The organism is Modestobacter lapidis (genome assembly GCF_054780755.1).
Window position 1 is genome coordinate 24,376 of sequence record NZ_BAAGVS010000004.1, and the last position, 15,379, is coordinate 39,754.

General features: G+C 73.8%; 16 protein-coding genes. 9 read left to right on the plus strand and 7 right to left on the minus strand.

The window, feature by feature from the left end; genetic code table 11:
• Positions 1-29: 29 nt before the first annotated feature.
• The 4 genes from ACYVG5_RS07100 to ACYVG5_RS07115 form a co-directional block, all read right to left on the minus strand.
• Positions 30-446, minus strand: coding sequence for a hypothetical protein (locus tag ACYVG5_RS07100; RefSeq protein ID WP_222044405.1), 417 nt, complete (start codon positions 444-446; stop codon positions 30-32).
• Positions 447-1,012: 566 nt separating this feature from the next.
• A complete protein-coding gene (locus ACYVG5_RS07105) occupies positions 1,013-2,137 on the minus strand; it encodes a baeRF3 domain-containing protein (protein WP_222044409.1) in 1,125 nt (374 codons plus the stop codon).
• 113 nt (positions 2,138-2,250) lie between these two features.
• A complete protein-coding gene (locus tag ACYVG5_RS07110; RefSeq protein WP_222044411.1) occupies positions 2,251-2,436 on the minus strand; it encodes an RGCVC family protein in 186 nt (61 codons plus the stop codon).
• Between the two features lie 35 nt (positions 2,437-2,471).
• Positions 2,472-2,690: a hypothetical protein gene (locus tag ACYVG5_RS07115; RefSeq protein WP_222044412.1), complete on the minus strand. Its 219-nt coding sequence runs from the start codon at positions 2,688-2,690 to the stop codon at positions 2,472-2,474.
• A gap of 325 nt (positions 2,691-3,015) precedes the next feature.
• Here ACYVG5_RS07115 and ACYVG5_RS07120 point away from each other — a divergent pair, with 325 nt between their 5' ends.
• Entirely contained in the window at positions 3,016-3,546 is a 531-nt protein-coding gene (locus ACYVG5_RS07120) for a CBS domain-containing protein (protein ID WP_222044413.1), read from the plus strand.
• A gap of 150 nt (positions 3,547-3,696) precedes the next feature.
• On the opposite strand, the gene ACYVG5_RS07125 is transcribed toward ACYVG5_RS07120, so the two are convergent.
• Positions 3,697-4,920: a PucR family transcriptional regulator gene (locus ACYVG5_RS07125; RefSeq protein WP_460683059.1), complete on the minus strand. Its 1,224-nt coding sequence runs from the start codon at positions 4,918-4,920 to the stop codon at positions 3,697-3,699.
• 278 nt (positions 4,921-5,198) lie between these two features.
• Between ACYVG5_RS07125 and ACYVG5_RS07130 the strand changes: the two genes are divergently transcribed.
• From ACYVG5_RS07130 to ACYVG5_RS07140, 3 genes are all read left to right on the plus strand, one after another.
• A complete protein-coding gene (locus tag ACYVG5_RS07130; protein ID WP_460683060.1) occupies positions 5,199-5,528 on the plus strand; it encodes a DUF2510 domain-containing protein in 330 nt (109 codons plus the stop codon).
• Between the two features lie 60 nt (positions 5,529-5,588).
• Positions 5,589-5,813 (plus strand): hypothetical protein, encoded by a 225-nt coding sequence (locus ACYVG5_RS07135; protein WP_222044415.1) that lies wholly within the window; start codon positions 5,589-5,591, stop codon positions 5,811-5,813.
• A 167-nt stretch (positions 5,814-5,980) separates the two neighbouring features.
• Positions 5,981-6,496, plus strand: a complete 516-nt coding sequence (locus tag ACYVG5_RS07140) for a DUF1440 domain-containing protein (RefSeq protein WP_222044416.1) — start codon at positions 5,981-5,983, stop codon at positions 6,494-6,496.
• Positions 6,497-6,535: 39 nt separating this feature from the next.
• Here the strand turns inward: ACYVG5_RS07140 and ACYVG5_RS07145 are convergent, their stop codons facing one another.
• Complete coding sequence (locus ACYVG5_RS07145; protein WP_460683061.1) at positions 6,536-8,236, minus strand: PP2C family protein-serine/threonine phosphatase; 1,701 nt, start codon at positions 8,234-8,236, stop codon at positions 6,536-6,538.
• A 297-nt stretch (positions 8,237-8,533) separates the two neighbouring features.
• On the opposite strand from ACYVG5_RS07145, the gene ACYVG5_RS07150 reads away from it, so the two are divergent.
• The 3 genes from ACYVG5_RS07150 to ACYVG5_RS07160 are packed head-to-tail and all read left to right on the plus strand — an operon-like array spanning position 8,534 to position 10,798.
• Positions 8,534-10,087: a PP2C family protein-serine/threonine phosphatase gene (locus tag ACYVG5_RS07150; protein WP_222044417.1), complete on the plus strand. Its 1,554-nt coding sequence runs from the start codon at positions 8,534-8,536 to the stop codon at positions 10,085-10,087.
• On the plus strand, positions 10,078-10,401 hold the full coding sequence (locus ACYVG5_RS07155; protein ID WP_222044418.1) for an STAS domain-containing protein: 324 nt from the start codon (positions 10,078-10,080) through the stop codon (positions 10,399-10,401). Before ACYVG5_RS07150 ends, ACYVG5_RS07155 begins: the two co-directional genes overlap by 10 nt.
• Position 10,402: 1 nt before the next feature.
• Positions 10,403-10,798, plus strand: a complete 396-nt coding sequence (locus tag ACYVG5_RS07160) for an ATP-binding protein (RefSeq protein WP_222044419.1) — start codon at positions 10,403-10,405, stop codon at positions 10,796-10,798.
• Positions 10,799-10,814: 16 nt separating this feature from the next.
• Here ACYVG5_RS07160 and ACYVG5_RS07165 read toward each other — a convergent pair whose 3' ends face one another.
• Positions 10,815-11,621 carry a PaaX family transcriptional regulator gene (locus ACYVG5_RS07165; RefSeq protein ID WP_222044421.1) on the minus strand — a complete coding sequence of 269 codons (807 nt, stop codon included), beginning with the start codon at positions 11,619-11,621 and terminating at the stop codon, positions 10,815-10,817.
• 96 nt (positions 11,622-11,717) lie between these two features.
• Here ACYVG5_RS07165 and ACYVG5_RS07170 point away from each other — a divergent pair, with 96 nt between their 5' ends.
• Positions 11,718-13,295 (plus strand): FAD-dependent monooxygenase, encoded by a 1,578-nt coding sequence (locus ACYVG5_RS07170; protein ID WP_222044422.1) that lies wholly within the window; start codon positions 11,718-11,720, stop codon positions 13,293-13,295.
• Positions 13,292-15,379 (plus strand): acetate--CoA ligase family protein, encoded by a 2,088-nt coding sequence (locus ACYVG5_RS07175; protein ID WP_222044423.1) that lies wholly within the window; start codon positions 13,292-13,294, stop codon positions 15,377-15,379. The genes ACYVG5_RS07170 and ACYVG5_RS07175 overlap by 4 nt, the downstream gene beginning before the upstream one ends.

Below are 15,379 nucleotides of genomic sequence, written 5' to 3' on the forward strand. Positions count from 1 at the left end.
AGAGGGCGTGCGGGCTGATGGAGTGCGTGTCACCGGAGAGCCCGACCCCAGGCGTGTTGTGGCCGACGACGGTGACGCCGGCCGCCATGACGGCCGAGACGGCCCGGCGCAGCCGATGGCGGCACCACCGTGCGGCGCGGTTGGGTGCGGCCACCGTGCACGCCGGCGGACCACCTGATGAGCAGGTGACCATCGAGGCCGGTGAGCCACTCGGCGACCTCGATGAGGACCTCGTTGGCGAAGGCGTCGATGGTGTCGGGGTGCTCGAAGGTCACCGTGATGTTCTGGTGACCGCGGCGGCGAAGTTCTTCGATCGTGCCGCGGAGGAGGTCTACTCCCAGCCGGTCCACCCGGCCGCTGACCGTTATGGCGGAGTGGTCCTCATCGATCGTCTCGCTGTAGGTCCAGTCGCCGTGTGCGCCGAGACCGGCGCTCGTGCCACGCATCGGATGCTCCTCACTGTTCAGCGTTCAGCGCCCAGGAAGGACGCCAGGTGCGCTGCCGACCGGTGTCTGCTCACCGGGCCCCGTCTGCGGGCGGTGACTCGTCTGCGGCGTAGTCGTGCCGTTGTTCCCCGGCCGTCGAGGTGGAAAGGCCGTGCCAGGCCTGGGCGTGCCACCGGGGGAGAGTGAGCACGTCGTCCATCCGACGCAGCTCGTCCCGGTGCAGGGCGCTGAGTCGGGCGAGCAGCAGCTCACCGTGGTCGGGTTCGCCGACGTGCCGGTAGGCACCCTGCTGGTGGCCGGTGACCCGGCGGCGGTGCTGGTCCGCGAGTCGCAGGGAGCCTCCCTCGTCGTAATCGGTTTCCGTGCAGTGCCCGGTCGTGGTCGTCCGCGCTGCGCACGTGGGGAACCGTGCCTCTGCCGCACCTGCCGGGCGCACTGCTGAGGCCGGCGCGGAACCCACCGGGATGGAGCAGGCACGGCGGTGGGACACGCCATGGCGGTAATCCATCCGGATTCGCTGTACGGCTGATCCGCTCCACGCCGGACGGCGCGCACCCGGGGCGTTGCTACCTCCGGATCGCCAGCACGGGCGCGCTGTCGCAGATCTCGCCGGGGGACACGACGAACACGTCCCCGCCGCCGTCGAGGGTGCCGGCGACGCCGGCCTCCAACAGTGCTGAGAAGTCCGTCGGGGAGCCGACGCGGACCACCGGGGGATCCTCACCGGCTGGCCACGTGCACGCCGTCTCGTGGACGAGCAGTGCTGTCACCTTGCCCTCCGCTGCGGCGTGCACGGCTGCGCCGGGGGCGTCGATGACGCGGTCTGTGCCACGCAGGCGGTGGTAGGCCCCGACCGCGGCTGCCCGGTCGCTGCTGAGCTGCGGTGCGGCCAGTGCCCACGCCTGCCGGTGCAGGTCATCGACGTCGACCTGCCCACCGGACGCACCAAGGCCGGGCTCGAGCAGGTGGGGGTAGGTGTTCGCGGTGCGGTACAGCGCTTGCAAATCCTGCTCGCCGGAGAGGATCAGCGGCGCCGTAGCTGTGGTGAGGATCTGACGCAGCGCTAGGTCGACGCCGCGGTAGTGGCGCTGTACCCGGGCCTCGCGTTCGACGGCTGCGCGGCGGAGCCCCCCGCGCTGGCCCGATGGAGCCGGCCCGCTCAGGTCGACGAGGGTGGTGGCTCGCGGAGCCGGGCGCAGCGGCGGCATGGTCGACCACGCCGCCAGCTCGAACCCGTCCAGGCCCAACCGCCGAACCGCCACCGCCGTACCCACGAACAGCTCGATGCGGTGCTGGGTCAACGCGAGCACATAGAAGGTTCCTCGCGCGTTGAGCGCCGGGAGCAGCGGCGTGAGCGCGAATCGGTTACCGACCACGGCGAGCGTGGGCAGCGTGAAGTCCACGTTGTGCCGCTGCACGGCGGAGGAGTCGGCGAACAGCGCGCAGCCACGATGCCGCTCACCGAGGGGACGCACCTGGTCCAGGGCGTGCTGCACGCGGTCCATGAGGCCTGCCACCTCGGCGGAGGGAACGTCCGAGGCGCACAACTCCTGCTCGGCTCGGGTGAGCAGCGTCTGGATGCCGCGGCCCGTCCGCGCCGAAGGCCACGGCCGGGAGGTCATCGGAAGGAACAGCGACAGCCGGAGACCCCCGACCGCCTGCTGCAACCGAATCAGGTCCTCGCCCAGCATTCTGCACACCTTCTGTCGGAGACTCTCCCGCCGGCTGGAACGCACGGACCCGGGCTCCTGCTCGCCACCCGGCACGACGGCAGCAACCCAGGTCGTGGCCTGCTGCGGACCGGTCAGCCGGCGCGGCAGACGCAGCCGCGCGTCAGGGCCGAGGTGACGGTGGCCTGGCAGTACCGCAGGCCGATGGCGTCGTGGTCGGCCCTCAGATGAGGGCAGGCAACGCAGCTGGGCGCAGGGGCGGCGGCGGCCGAGGCGGGCACGGTTGCGGGGCGGTCGGCGGTCATTGGTGAGGTCGGCATAGGGGCTCCTTCAAGCTGGTCTACGGCGAAACCGGTCACCAGTTCGACGGCGGGTCGCTGGCCGGGAACGACCCCAGCCCCCACTCCTCGACGACGTCGACCACCGCGGCCCGGGAACGGCGGGGCGCGGACTCCGCGGGCGCAGGCGTGGCCGAATCGTTGGCGAGTGCGGCCACAGAGCTGGTCAGCAGCACCTCGGTCGTGGTGTCGCAGGCGGCCAGTCCGATCGCGGGGGGCGAGAGGGTCAGGGACATCGGGGCTCTCCTTCGGCTCGGCGGGTTCGTTGCCATCAGCCTGGGCCGTGGCGCCGACCGTCTCCAGGGCCGCCGTCGGCCATCCCGACCCCCGATGCGTTGCCGCCGCCCGGCAAAGGCTGCCCACCGGTCGAACGGACCGGTCGACCGTCGTCAGGACGGCCCGGCGTCTGTGCGGCACGGGCACACGAGCCCGGTTGCTGATGCCCGGCAAGGCAGCGGTGGCCGAGGTGTCCGGCGACGGCAGGCGACCCGGCCGCCCCTCCCGCCCAGACTGAGACCGACAGGCGCCAGCTGAACAGCCGGCGCGGACTGGGAGGGCACCGTGAGCGTCACCATCGATCGGGAACGCACCACCGTTGCTGGAACCGACCTCGCCCTGCGGCCGCGGCACGCCACCGTGCGCCCCGTCGCCGTCCCGGCCGGGCCGCAGCGCCGTCGGGTGCCGCGCACGGCCGCCGACGTCATGATCCGCTACCCGCTGACCATCGGCCAGAGCGACACGCTGTGGACGGCGTGGGGACGGCTGCGCGGCACGCGCCACCAGCACCTGGTGGTTGTCGACGACCACCGCCGCCCCGTCGGGGTCCTCGACGAGCGAGCGATCGCGGTGGAGTGGCCGCCGGGGCCGGCGGGTCCTGATCGGGTGCCGGTACACACCCTGCTCCGCGGACATGCCCGACCCCGAGTCCGCGCCAGTGAGGATCTGGCGAAGGTCGCGCAGGTCATGCTCGGCGCCGGGGCCGACGCGGTGCCCGTCGTCGACCGGCAGGGGCGCCTGTTCGGGCTGGTGACCCTGTGGCACTACGCCCAGCTCGCCGCCGGCGATCCGAACGTACCTACCGTCGAAACCTGACCGTGCCGCACCAGAACGCTGCCCGCGGCTGCCGGTTTCGTCGGCCGCCGCACTCGACGAAACCCTGGCGCCAGGGCCTGCATGGCTTCACTCCGCTGGCCGTCCTCCACGACCGGTGCGCCGACGGCTGAACCAGCTCCTCGCGGCGTGTCAGGTGTCGTTCGGCAGCGGGTCGGCCGGCCAGCCGAACAGGCGCGCGCCGAGTACGGCGGTGTGCAGCGTGAACCGCTGCTCGGGCTGCGCCACGCTGTACCCGGTCAGCTCGGCCACTCTGGTCAGCCGGTAGGTGACGGTGCGAACCGACACGTGCAACCGTCGAGCTGCCTCGGTGGCCACGTCGCCGGCGGTGAAGTACTCGAACAACGTCTCGAGCAGAACCGCCGGCCCACCGCGCACCTGCTCCAGGGGGCCGAGGACGTCGCGGATCAGGTCCACGATCGCCGCCTGGTCACGGCCCAGCACGCGGTACAGCAGCAGGTCGCTGGCCTGTACCACGTCAGCATCGAGGTCGAGCCGGTCGGCGAAGACCAACGCTTCACGGGCCTCCTCATACGACCGCGCCACCCCGTACGCGCCGGGGAACGCGCGGCCGGCGGTGACCCGCCAGCGTTTGCTGCTGGAGAGCTGCCGGAGTGCCCGCTCGATGAACGGGCCGATGTCTGCCGCGCCACCGGACCCCGAAGACGTCGCCGGCTGGGCGGGGAGGACGGCGACCAGCCGACCGTCCTTGATGGCCACCAGCACGTCGCGGTCGCCGAAGTGGGCGACGACGGCCCGCTCCAGGTCGATGGCCGCGCGGTCCATGCCGTGGGTGTCCTCGCGGAGCGCGGCCAGCGCGACATGGTGTGACTTCCCCAGGTCGATGCCGAACGGTTCGGCCCGCTCGACCAGGCGCGCGACGTCGGCATCGCCGCGCAGCAGATCATCGACGAACTCCGCTCGCAGGGCCTCCTCGTGCCGGATCATGTCGCGCCGCTCGGAGGTGTGGCCGTCGACGAGCGCCCCGATCGCGTCGTCCAGGACCCGCAGCACCGCCTCCGCCGCCGACCGGACCGCTTCCGGGTCCTGGGAGCGGGCGATGACAGGCAACTGTCGCCACATCCGCCAGGCCGCGGACAGGTACAGGTCCACCGCGGCTGATGCGCCGACGCCGCGTCGGGCCGCCTGACGCCCGGACTCCTGCACGGCCTCCAGCTCCCAGGACTGCGGGCGTCGCCCGTTCCGGGCGGCGTGCGCGAGCATCGGCAGGTATCCCCCGAGCAGCTCCGCGGGAGCCCCCGAGGCCGACGCCGCGGACGCCGCGACGGTGTCCAGCCACGCGTCGCTGTCTGGCGAGGGCTGCCCACCGCCGCCACGTCCGCCTACAGCAGCCACCGTGACCTCCTCCTACCCGGACAGGCCAGTGTCGACCGCGCCGTCAACGGGCACCGTACGAGCATCACGGGCTGGCCGTGCCGGGCTGCCGGGCCAACCGGCGATGTTCTGCGCGACGCCCACGGGTCCGGTTCCGCGGAGCGGGTCGAACGGCGCCAGGTCCTCGGGGCTTCGCCTTCGGCCGGGAGCGCCCCCCTCGATCGGGTCGTCACTCCTGGGCGGGCAGGACACAGGCAACTAGCCTCCCGAGCCAACAGCCACGACCACGGGGGAATACCATGGGACTGACCCGCAAGCTGCTGTCCGTGTCCACGTTGGGCGCCGTCGACATGCGCTCCGACAAGGAGAGAACGGCCAGGTACACCCAGGCCACGAAGAAGGAAGCCAAGAAGCAGACCGAACTCCTGCGCCAGCAGACGCGGGCGGCCCAGCAGGCGGCAGCGGCGGCTCAGCGACAGCCTGTGGCGCAGCCCGTGCCGCCGCAGTCGGCACCGCCGCCTGGCTTCTTCCACGACCCGCAGGGCGGCCAGTTCCTGCGGTGGTGGGACGGCATCCAGTGGACTGACATGACCCAGCCGCTCGCCCCCCGGCCAGGCGACGGCAGCTGAGTTCAGACCCGAATGAGCGCCCCACTCCTCCGAACGCGACGGGGATGGGGCGCTCTTCCGTTGAGGGCCTACGACAGTTGGATCGCCCACGGCCTGCCCGTCGGCAGCCCGCAACGCGTCATCGACGCCATCATGCGCCGCGTCGAACTCCTCGGTATCGACCGCTTCACCGGCCAGATCGACGTCGGCAACCCACCGTGGACGATGACCCTCGACTCGCTCGAGCTCTACATGAGTGAGGTCGCCCCCGTGCTCGGGCGCGGGACCGCAGCGGTGCCCTCATGACCACGGTCGGCATGTTCGTGCGGCGGGTCCGGTGACTCCTCGGATCGGCTGCGGGTCGTTCGATCGGGCCGACTGCGTTACGGCACGGGTCGCCGGCGGGTAGTGGCCGCGGAGGTGGACACGGACAGCGGCTGCTCGAGCGCTGCGGGCGGAGGGCGGAACGGACGATGCGGACGACAGCGGCGCGGGGAGCGGCGGCCGGCGCGGTGGGTGTGCTCGCGATGGACGTGGTCACCTGGGCGATGTACCGGCGCGAGAGCAGGCTGGACCTGCTCCGGGAGAAACGCGCCCGCCGGTACGGCAAGGACACCGCGCACGCGATGGTCCGGCGCCTCACCAGGGCGGCCGGCAGCCGAGCGGGAGCCACCGAACCCAACGCTGCCGGCATCGCCGTCCACTACGGGCTCGGGATGGGCCCGGGGCTGCTGTACGCCCACCAGCGACACCAGCACCCCTGGCTGCGCGCGGGGAGCGGCGCGCTGTACGGGCTGCTGCTGTCCATCGTCAACGACGAGATCGCCGCACCGCTGCTGCGTGTCGCCGGCCCGCCGGGCGCCTACCCCGTGAAGGCCCACGTTCGTGGCCTGGTCGGGCACCTCGTGCTGGGCATGGCGACCGAGGCCGCCCTGAACGCGATCGACGACCGGAAGGCTGCGCAACCAGCTGGTGACACCGCGGAGTGACGTGCTGCTCGGCGATCAGCTCCCTGGCGCAGCCGCGGGTCAGCGGGTCGAGGCGTCGGCGGGAACGGTCGGTGGCACGCGCTGCGGACCGGCTTCGGCCGGCCGGGGACGGTCCTGACGGTGCAGCCGGATGGCGACGAGAGCGACGTCGTCATCGGGCGTTCCTTCGACCAGCCGATCGATGAGCTGGTCGCACAGGTCGTCGAGGGGAAGGCCGGCGAGCTCGTGGGCGGCAGCGCGCAGCCGGCTCATGCCCTCGTCCAGGTCGCGGTCCCGGCGTTCGAAGAGGCCGTCGGTGTAGAGCAGCACGGTGGTGCCCCGGTCGAGACTGACGACGGACTCACTGCGCTCGGTGTGGTGATCCACCCCCAGCATCAGTTCCCCGCGCCAGCTGGCCAGCTCGGCGAGGGTGCCATCGGGCTGGATGACCAGCGGTGGAGGGTGGCCGGCGTTCGCCCACCGCATGCGGGTGATGCCACGGTCCAGTTCTGAGTCGCACTGCTCGAACCGGGCGATCGCGACCGTGGCGTAGGTGTGCAGCTCGAGCTGGGTCATCGCGGCGTCGAGCTGGGTGAGCAGCTCGGCGGGCCCGGCGTCGCCGGTGACGGCGATGCCGCGCAGCATGCTGCGCAGCTGGCCCATGGCGGCGGCGGCCGCGGTGTCGTGACCGACGACGTCGCCGATGACCAGATTGGTGGCCCCACCGGGCTGGAGGAACGCGTCATACCAGTCGCCGCCTACCCGGGCGGCCTCGGCGGCCGGCAGGTACCGGACGGCGACCTGGGCGTGGTCGGGCTCGGGCGGAGCCGTGAGCATGCTGCGCTGCAGCTCCTGGGCGAGTCGGCGCTGCTGGTGGTACAGCCGGGCGCTGTCCAGCGCCAGGCCGGCCCGGGCGGCGATCTCGGTCGCAGTGGCCAGGTCCGCGGCGTCGACCGCGCGGTGCCGGTCCCGAACCAGGGTGAGGGCCCCCAGCACGTTCCCGCGGCCACGCAGCGGCAGCACGGTGATGCTTCCGGGGCCCAGCAGCTCCAGCAGCTCGCGGGCGGCCCCGGTCGCGACGGCGTCCAGCCGTGCACCGGTGAGCTCGTCGGCCGAGAGGGTGACCGGGGCGGCGGTGCTCACCGCCCGCAGCAGGGGGGCCGTCGCCGGGAAGGCCTCCAGGGCCGCTTCCGCGTAGTGCCGCACCAGCGGGCTCCGAGCCGGGTCGGCGTGCCAACCGCCGGCATGGCGCCAGCTGCCGTCCTCGGCCACCAGGGTGATCGTGCACCAACTGGCCAGCGTGGGAACCAGCAAGCGGGGGATGCGCCCGACCGTCATCGGCGCATCCAGCGTGGCGGCCAGCTCGTCACCGACGCGAGCCAGCAGCGCCAGCCGCTCCTGGGCCTGCCGCCGGGTGGTGGTCTCGGTGAAGTAGAGCCAGAGGCCCTGGGGCGTGGGGACGGCGTGCACCTCGAACCACTGGTTGAGCGGCTCCGGCGAGAACGCTTCCACCGTCTGCGGCTGCCTGGTGGCGACCACCTCCTGGTAGGCGCGGCCGAACTCGTTGTCGACGTTCCCGGGGAACGCCTCCCAGTACGACCGCCCGACGAGCTCGTCCCGGGAGTGGCCGACCATCGCCTCACCCGCGGCGTTGATGTACCGCACCACCCAGTCGGTGTCGAGCTCGATGAGCCCGACCGGCATCGACTCGAGGGTCTGCTCGCCCTCGTCGGTGTCACCGGTTCGCCACCAGCGCGCCACAGCACCTCTTCGCGGTCAAGGTCCGCCGCTGTAGGGACGGTCCGTCGTCGGTGGGGATCATGCCAGCGTCGGCGCCGGCGACGCCGCCGAGCAGGATCCCTCGGATGCCGGACGAGCAGCGCGGCGCAGGTCATGCCTGCGCCCGAGCAGTCCGGTGCTCGAGCTCGCGCCCCGGGGGCGGCTCGCGGGCGATCTCGGGCGATCTCGGGCGGGCGCCGGCGGCGTCGTGTCGACGCGCACCTGACCGACGGCGAGGTCCCCGGGCTGCCTGCGCGCGGGGGATAGGGTCGCCCCGACATGCTCAAGCCCGCGCCTCGCCCGCTCAGCGTCGTCGTCGCGCTGCTGCTGCTGGTGACCACGGTGGCACTGAGCTTCCTCACCTGGCAGGCCAACGCCAACAGCGAGCAGAGCCTGCTCCGCCGTCAGCTCGCCCAGGTCGGCACGCTGCTCGGCAACGAGGCGACGGTCCTCCAGGTCCAGCTGGCCGACATGGGGCTGGTGGCCACCGCCACCGAGGCGGACCCAGGAGCGTTCGCCCGGTTCGCCGACCGGCAGCTGGACGAGACCGGCCAGTCGCTCTCGTTGTGGCGGGTCGCCGACGGGCAGGCCGAACAACTGGCTCAGCAGGGGGTCCCGCCGCTGCTACCGGAGGACGGAGCGGACTCCCTCGCCGGGCTGCAGCCGACCGGGGAGCTGGTGATGCTGGGCATCCTTCCGGGACAGCCGGACCGGCTGGCGTACGCGCTGATGCCGGCCGAGCCCAACACCGACCTGGTGGTCTACGCCGAGGCACCGCTGCCGCCGGACCGCCGGCTGACCGTGCCGGAGGGCTCGCCGCTGTCCGCGCTCGACCTCGCGATCTACCTCGGTGAGGATGGCGAGCCCGAGAATCTGCTGCAGTCGACCGTGCCCATCCCCATCCGCGGGACCACCGAGACGACGACGGTGCCGTTCGGGAACACCTCGCTCACCGTCGTCGGCGCCTCCCGGACCCACCTGACCGGTGCCCTGTCCGCCGCCCTGCCCTGGATCGTGCTCGGCGTCGGCGGCGTGCTCGCCGTCGGCGGGGGGATGACGCTCGAGTACGTGTCCCGGCGCCGGGCCGTCGCCGAGCGGCTGGCCGCCGAGAACGAGCGGCTGTACCGCCAGCAGCGCGGCATCGCCGGAACGCTCCAGCACGCGCTGCTGCCGGTCGTCCCGGAGATCCGCGGCGTCGAGGTCGCTGCCCGCTACGTCGCGGGCGTGGACGAGCTCGAGGTCGGCGGCGACTGGTACGACGTCATCGCCCGTGGCCCCGGCTGCTGCGTGTTCGTCGTCGGCGACGTCTCCGGTCGGGGGCTGCCCGCGGCGACGACGATGGCCGCGTTGCGCTTCGCCGTCCGCGCCTACGTCGCCGAGGGGCATGACATCGAGGAGGTGCTGTCCCGGCTGCGCGGCCTGCTCGACATCGGGACCGACCACCAGTTCGCCACCGTGCTCCTCGGCGAGCTCGATGCGACCGTCGGTCGGTTGCGCCTGGTCTCTGCCGGGCACTTCGCTCCGGTGCTGGTCACCGACGGTCGGGCGACGATGCTGGACTGCCCGGTCGCTCCGCCGGTCGGCGTGTCGGCTGCCAGACCGGCGCCGGCCACGGTGGTGCCCGTGACCACGGCGGCCACGCTCGTGGCCTTCACCGACGGTGCGGTGGAGCGCCGGGGAGAGACCATCGACACCGGCCTGGAGAGGTTGCGGGCCGCCGCGGCCGATGCCGGGTCGAGGCCCCTGGAGGGGATGCTGGACGATCTGCTCGGCGAGCTCGTCACCGAGGGGAACAAGGACGACACCGTGCTGCTGGGGTTGCGATGGAGTTGACCGGTGGGTCGCGGGCGCGGCTCGACGTCTCCACGGGCACCGGGGGCAGCCTGATGGTCGAGCTGGCCGGCGAGCTCGACCTCGCCAGCCTGCCGGACGTGGCCGCGCCGCTGGACGGGCTGCTGGCCCGCCGGCCGCAGCCAGTGGTGCTGGAGCTCACCGACCTGACCTTCCTCGATTCCTCCGGGGTCGCGGTGCTCGTCCGGATCGCCAACCACTTCCAGCAGGTGCGGACCCGTTCGGCCACCGAGCCGGTGCGCCGGGTCATCGAGGTCCTGGGCCTGGCCGGCCGCTTCGGCCTGGACGGGGCCTGAGATGCCCGCCCAGACGTTCCCCGCGTGGCCGGGCTCGGTACCGGCCGCACGCCGCTACGTCACCGAGGCGCTGGACCAGGTACCCGTGGCCCTGTGCCAGACCGCGGCGCTGCTGGTCTCCGAGCTCGCGACCAATGCCGTGCGTCATGCCGGCGGGGGCGGGTTCGTCGTGGAGTTCCAGCTGTTCCCGGACGAGGGGCGGCTGTGGATCGGCGTCACGGACACCGACCCCGGGCTCCCCGTGCTGCGGACGCCCGCGGTCACCTCCGAGCACGGGCGCGGGCTGCAGCTGGTCAGCGCGCTGACCGAACGCTGGGGCACCCGCCGGCGTCGGTCCACCACCGAGAAGACCGTCTGGTTCGAACTGCGCTACGCGCCCCTCGCCCCGCCGGAGTGACCGCGGGCGCCCGGCGTCAGCCCGAGTGCCGCTCCAGCACCGTGCGGACGTAGCCGTCCGCCGGTGCGGCGAGCGCGTCGTGCGCCCGGACGAACAGGTCGTGCGCGGTGCGCCCCGGCCAACCCTCGGGCAGCAGCTCCGCGGGGAGGTCGGGGTCGCGGAAGGGGAAGGTGCGGTAGGAGGAGACCAGCTGCACCCGCAGCCGCAACGCGTCCCGGCCCGCCATGCCGGCCAGGGCGTCGACCGGCGGGAGCGCCCGGAGCGACTCCACCAGTTCTGCGTAGTCCCGGCCCAGCCCGTCGAGGTCCCAGCAGCGGGCGGCCATCTCGCGGTCGCCGTCCCGCCCCCGGGTGCGGCAGGTGAGCAGGTCCAGGCGGAGGGCCGAGGTCTCGCCGAGTGCCCGGTCGACGTCGTCCAGCCGGGGGTGGGGGCTGACCCAGGTGGCGGCCGCCAGCGGACCGAACCCGAGCCAGGTGAGGGTGCGGCGTAGGCGTTCCCGTTCGGGGCGATCGGGCTCCGCGACGCCGTAGATCACCATGCGCCACTCGCCGTCCCAGGGTTCGCGCCGCCGGTCGAAGATGCGGGTGCGCCCCTCGTCGAGCAGCCGCCAGCTCTGCTGCGTCAGGGAGTAGATGGTGGGCCGGCCGTCCCGGCGGGTGTCGAACCAGCCCTCCCGGCGCATCCGGGCCAGCACCACGCGGGTGGTGCTCTCGCCGACGCCGAAGACCTCGAGCAGTTCGCTCAGCGCCTGCAGCCGGGCTTCACCACCGGTGTAGCGCAGGTGGTCGCCGAAGAGGTCGAAGACGATGGTGCGGGGCTTCACGCTGGCCGGCCTCTCGGGGGGCGGGTGTGCTGGGATGGGCTTTGTGCCAGTATGACGTCACACGTCAATCGAATGACACACATCCCAGGGGGAACGATGCGGATCGCGGTGCTCGGTGCCGGGCCCGGTGGCCTGTTCGCCGCCACGCTGGCCAAGACCTCGGACCCGTCCCGGGACGTCACCGTCTACGAGCGGAACCGGGCGGAGGACACCTTCGGCTTCGGCGTCGTCTTCTCCGACGCCACGCTGGCCGGCATCCACGCCGCCGACCCCGTGCTCCGCACGGCCCTCACCGAGCACGGCGTGCACTGGGACCCGATCGAGGTACGGCTGCGCGGCGAGCGGCTGAGCTGCGCCGGCAACGGGATGGCGGCGGTGGAACGCAAGACGCTGCTGTCCCTCATGCAGCAGCGGGCCATCGACGCCGGGGTCGACGTGCGGTTCTCCACCGAGGTGCGCGCCGACGACCTGCTCGCCGAGGGCCACGACCTCGTCGTCGCGGCCGACGGCGCCAACTCCCGGTTCCGCGAGCGCTTCGCCGACGTCTTCGGGCCCTCGTCCGAGACGGCGACCGCCAAGTTCATCTGGTTCGGCACCACCTACCCGTTCGAGGGGCTCACGTTCGTGCACGAGCGCGGCCCGCACGGGGTGTTCGCCGTCCACGGCTACCCGATCGGCAACGGAATCTCGACGTTCATCGTGGAGACCGACGAGGAGTCCTGGCGCGCCGCCGGGCTGGACGAGTTCGACACCAGCCGGCCGCCGGGTCCCAGCGACGAGAAGACCAGGGCCTACCTCGAGCAGCTCTTCGCCGGGCAGATCGACGGGCATCCGCTGCTGGTGAACAACTCCCGGTGGGGCAACTTCCGCACCCTGCGGGCCGCACGCTGGCGGCACCGCGTCGGCGGGACCGCGGTGGCGCTGCTCGGCGACGCCGCCCACACCGCCCACTTCTCGGTCGGCTCCGGAACCAAGATGGCGATGGAGGACGGCGTGGCGCTGGTGGCCGCCCTCGACGCGCACCCCGGCGACCTCGACGCGGCCCTCGCGGAGTACGAGGCCGCCCGGCAGCCGCAGGTGGCCAAGATCCAGGACTCCGCCCGCCCGAGCCTGTCGTGGTGGGAGCACTTCGGCCGCTCCTACGACACGCTCCCGCCGTGGCAGTTCGCCTACCACTTCTTCACCCGTGCGCTGACCGACGGCAGGCTGCGCCGGCGTGACGCGTCGTTCGTCGCCGACGTGCACCGGCGCTGGCGTGCCGAGCACGGCGGCGAGCCGCTGACCAGCGAGCTCACCGTGGGCGCCCACCGGCTGCCCGGCCGGGTCGTGCCGGTCGGGGACGGGGTGATCCGGACGCCCACCGGAACCCTGCCCCTCCGTGCCGAGCCTGCCGGGGACGGGGAGTGGGCGCTCGCCGTGGACGCGCCCGATGCCGAGGCCGGCCTTCCGGCCGCGCTGGACGCCGTCGCCGCGGGTATCGCGGCCGGCGCCGCGCTGGTGGCCGTCCGCGGCGGGACGGCGCTGACCCGCCGCCTGCTGTGCGAGGAGGCCCGACTGGGCCTCGGCGCGGTCACCCTCGCCATCGAGGACGGGCCCCTGGACGACGACGGAGCGACCACCGCCGTCCTCTCCGGCCGCACCGACCTGGTCGGCACCGCGGCGGTGCCGTCATGACGGCCGGCAGCGGGCGGCTGCAGCCGCTCTTCGCGCCCCGGGGCATCGCGGTGATCGGGGCCTCCCGCGACGCCACGAAGCTGGGCGCGGTGATGGCGCGCTCGCTCGCCGGTTTCCCCGGCCCGGTGGTCGGGGTCAACCAGCGGGACGTCGACCCGGCCGCCGCCCGCTACGCCGGCGTGGCCGACGCGGTAGCGGCCACGGGGCAGGCGATCGACCTCGCCGTGCTGTGCGTTCCGGCGGCCGTCTCGGCCGCGGCGCTGACCGACGCCGCCGCGGCCGGTGTCCGCGCGGCGCTGGTCTGCTCCGGCGGGTACGCCGAGGCCGGGGGGCCGGGGATCGGCCACCAGCAGGACCTGGTGACGGCGGCGGCGGAGGCCGGCGTGGCGCTGCTCGGCCCGAACACATCCGGGTTCCTCGCCCCGGCCCGCGGGCTGATCGCCTCCTTCGTCCCCGGGGCGGCCGCCGTCCCGGCCGGGCAGGTGGCCGTGGTGGCCGCCAGCGGCGGGGTGAACCACGCGCTGGCCTTCCACCTCGCGGCGGCCGGCGCCGGGGTGTCCCTGGCCGTGGGCCTGGGGAATGCGGTCGACGTCACCGCCGCCGACGTCCTGACCCACCTCGCGGACGACCCCGGCACGCGGGCGGTCGCGCTGCACGTCGAGTCCGTCTCCGACGGGCCGGCCCTGATGGCCGCGGTCCGCGCGGTGAGCGCCCGCATACCGGTCGTCGCGCTGGTGGTCGGCCGCAACGACGTCGCCGACTTCGCGCGGTCGCACACCGGTGCGCTGGCGACGTCCTGGCGGACGACGCGCTCCGCGCTCCGCCAGGCCGGCGCCGTGCTCGTCGACGACGAACGGCAGCTGGTCGACGCCGTCACCGCGCTCTCGGTGCTCCGGCTGCCGCCCGCCGCGGCACCGGGCGTCGGGGTGGTGACGGCGCAGGCGGGCCCGGGCCTGCTGCACGTCGACGGACTGCACGGCCGCGGTGTCGCGATCCCCGAGCTCGCCCCGCCGACCCGGGACCGGCTCGCCGAGCTGCTGCCGCCACTGACCTACCAGGCCAACCCGGTCGACACCGGACGCCCCGGCAAGGAGTTCGGCGAGGTGCTCGCCGCCGTGGCCGCGGACCCGGCCGTCGACCTGGTGAGCGTCTACGCCCTCGCCGAGCCCGACGCGCTGGACCTGCCGGCCGCGGTCGCCGCCGCCGGGTCCGGCCCGCTGGTCGTCGGCATCGGCGGGCCCCCGCACCAGGTGGAGCCGCAGCGGGCGGCGCTGCGCCGGCTCGGCATCCCCTCGCTGACCAGCCCGGCCGGCCTGACGGCCGCCGTGGCCGCGCTGGTCGAGGACGCCCGCGCGCAGGACCGGGCCGGTCGCCGCGCGCAGGTGGGGCCGACCGGGCCGGGGCTCACCGTGGACCTGACCGGGAACCTGGACGAGGACCTGGACGAGGACCAGGCCAAGGAGCTGATCGGCCGGCTCGGTGTCCCGACGCCGCCGCGGCGGGCGTGCGCCGACCGGGCCGCCGCGCACCGTGCCCTGGCCGAGCTGCCACGGCCGCTGGCGGTGAAGCTGCTCGACGCCGCGGTCACCCACAAGTCGGACGTGGGGGGAGTCCATCTGGGCATCCGCGACGCCACCGACCTGGACACCGCGCTGGACGCACTGGAGGCGGGAGGTGCCCGCCGCTTCCTGGTCGAGTCGATGGCGCCGGCCGGCGTCGACCTCCTGGTCGGCGCCTCCCGTGATCCGGTGTTCGGCCCGATCGTGCTGCTGGGGCTGGGCGGGGTCGTGGCCGAGGCGCTCGCCGACGTCGCCGTGGCCCCCGCGCCGCTGTCCGCGGCCGACGCCGCCGGCCTGGCCGACGAGCTGGCCGGCCGCGCGCTGCTCGACGGCTTCCGCGGCGGCCCGGTCGCCGATCGCGCGGCGCTCGGGGCGGTGCTGGCCGCGCTCGGCGACCTGCTCGTGCAGCACGACCGCATCGAGGCGGTCGAGATCAACCCGCTGCGGGTCACCGCGGACGGGCTGCTCGCGCTGGACGCCGTCCTGACGCTGGATGATCCCACCTCACGCACGGAGGGGCACTGA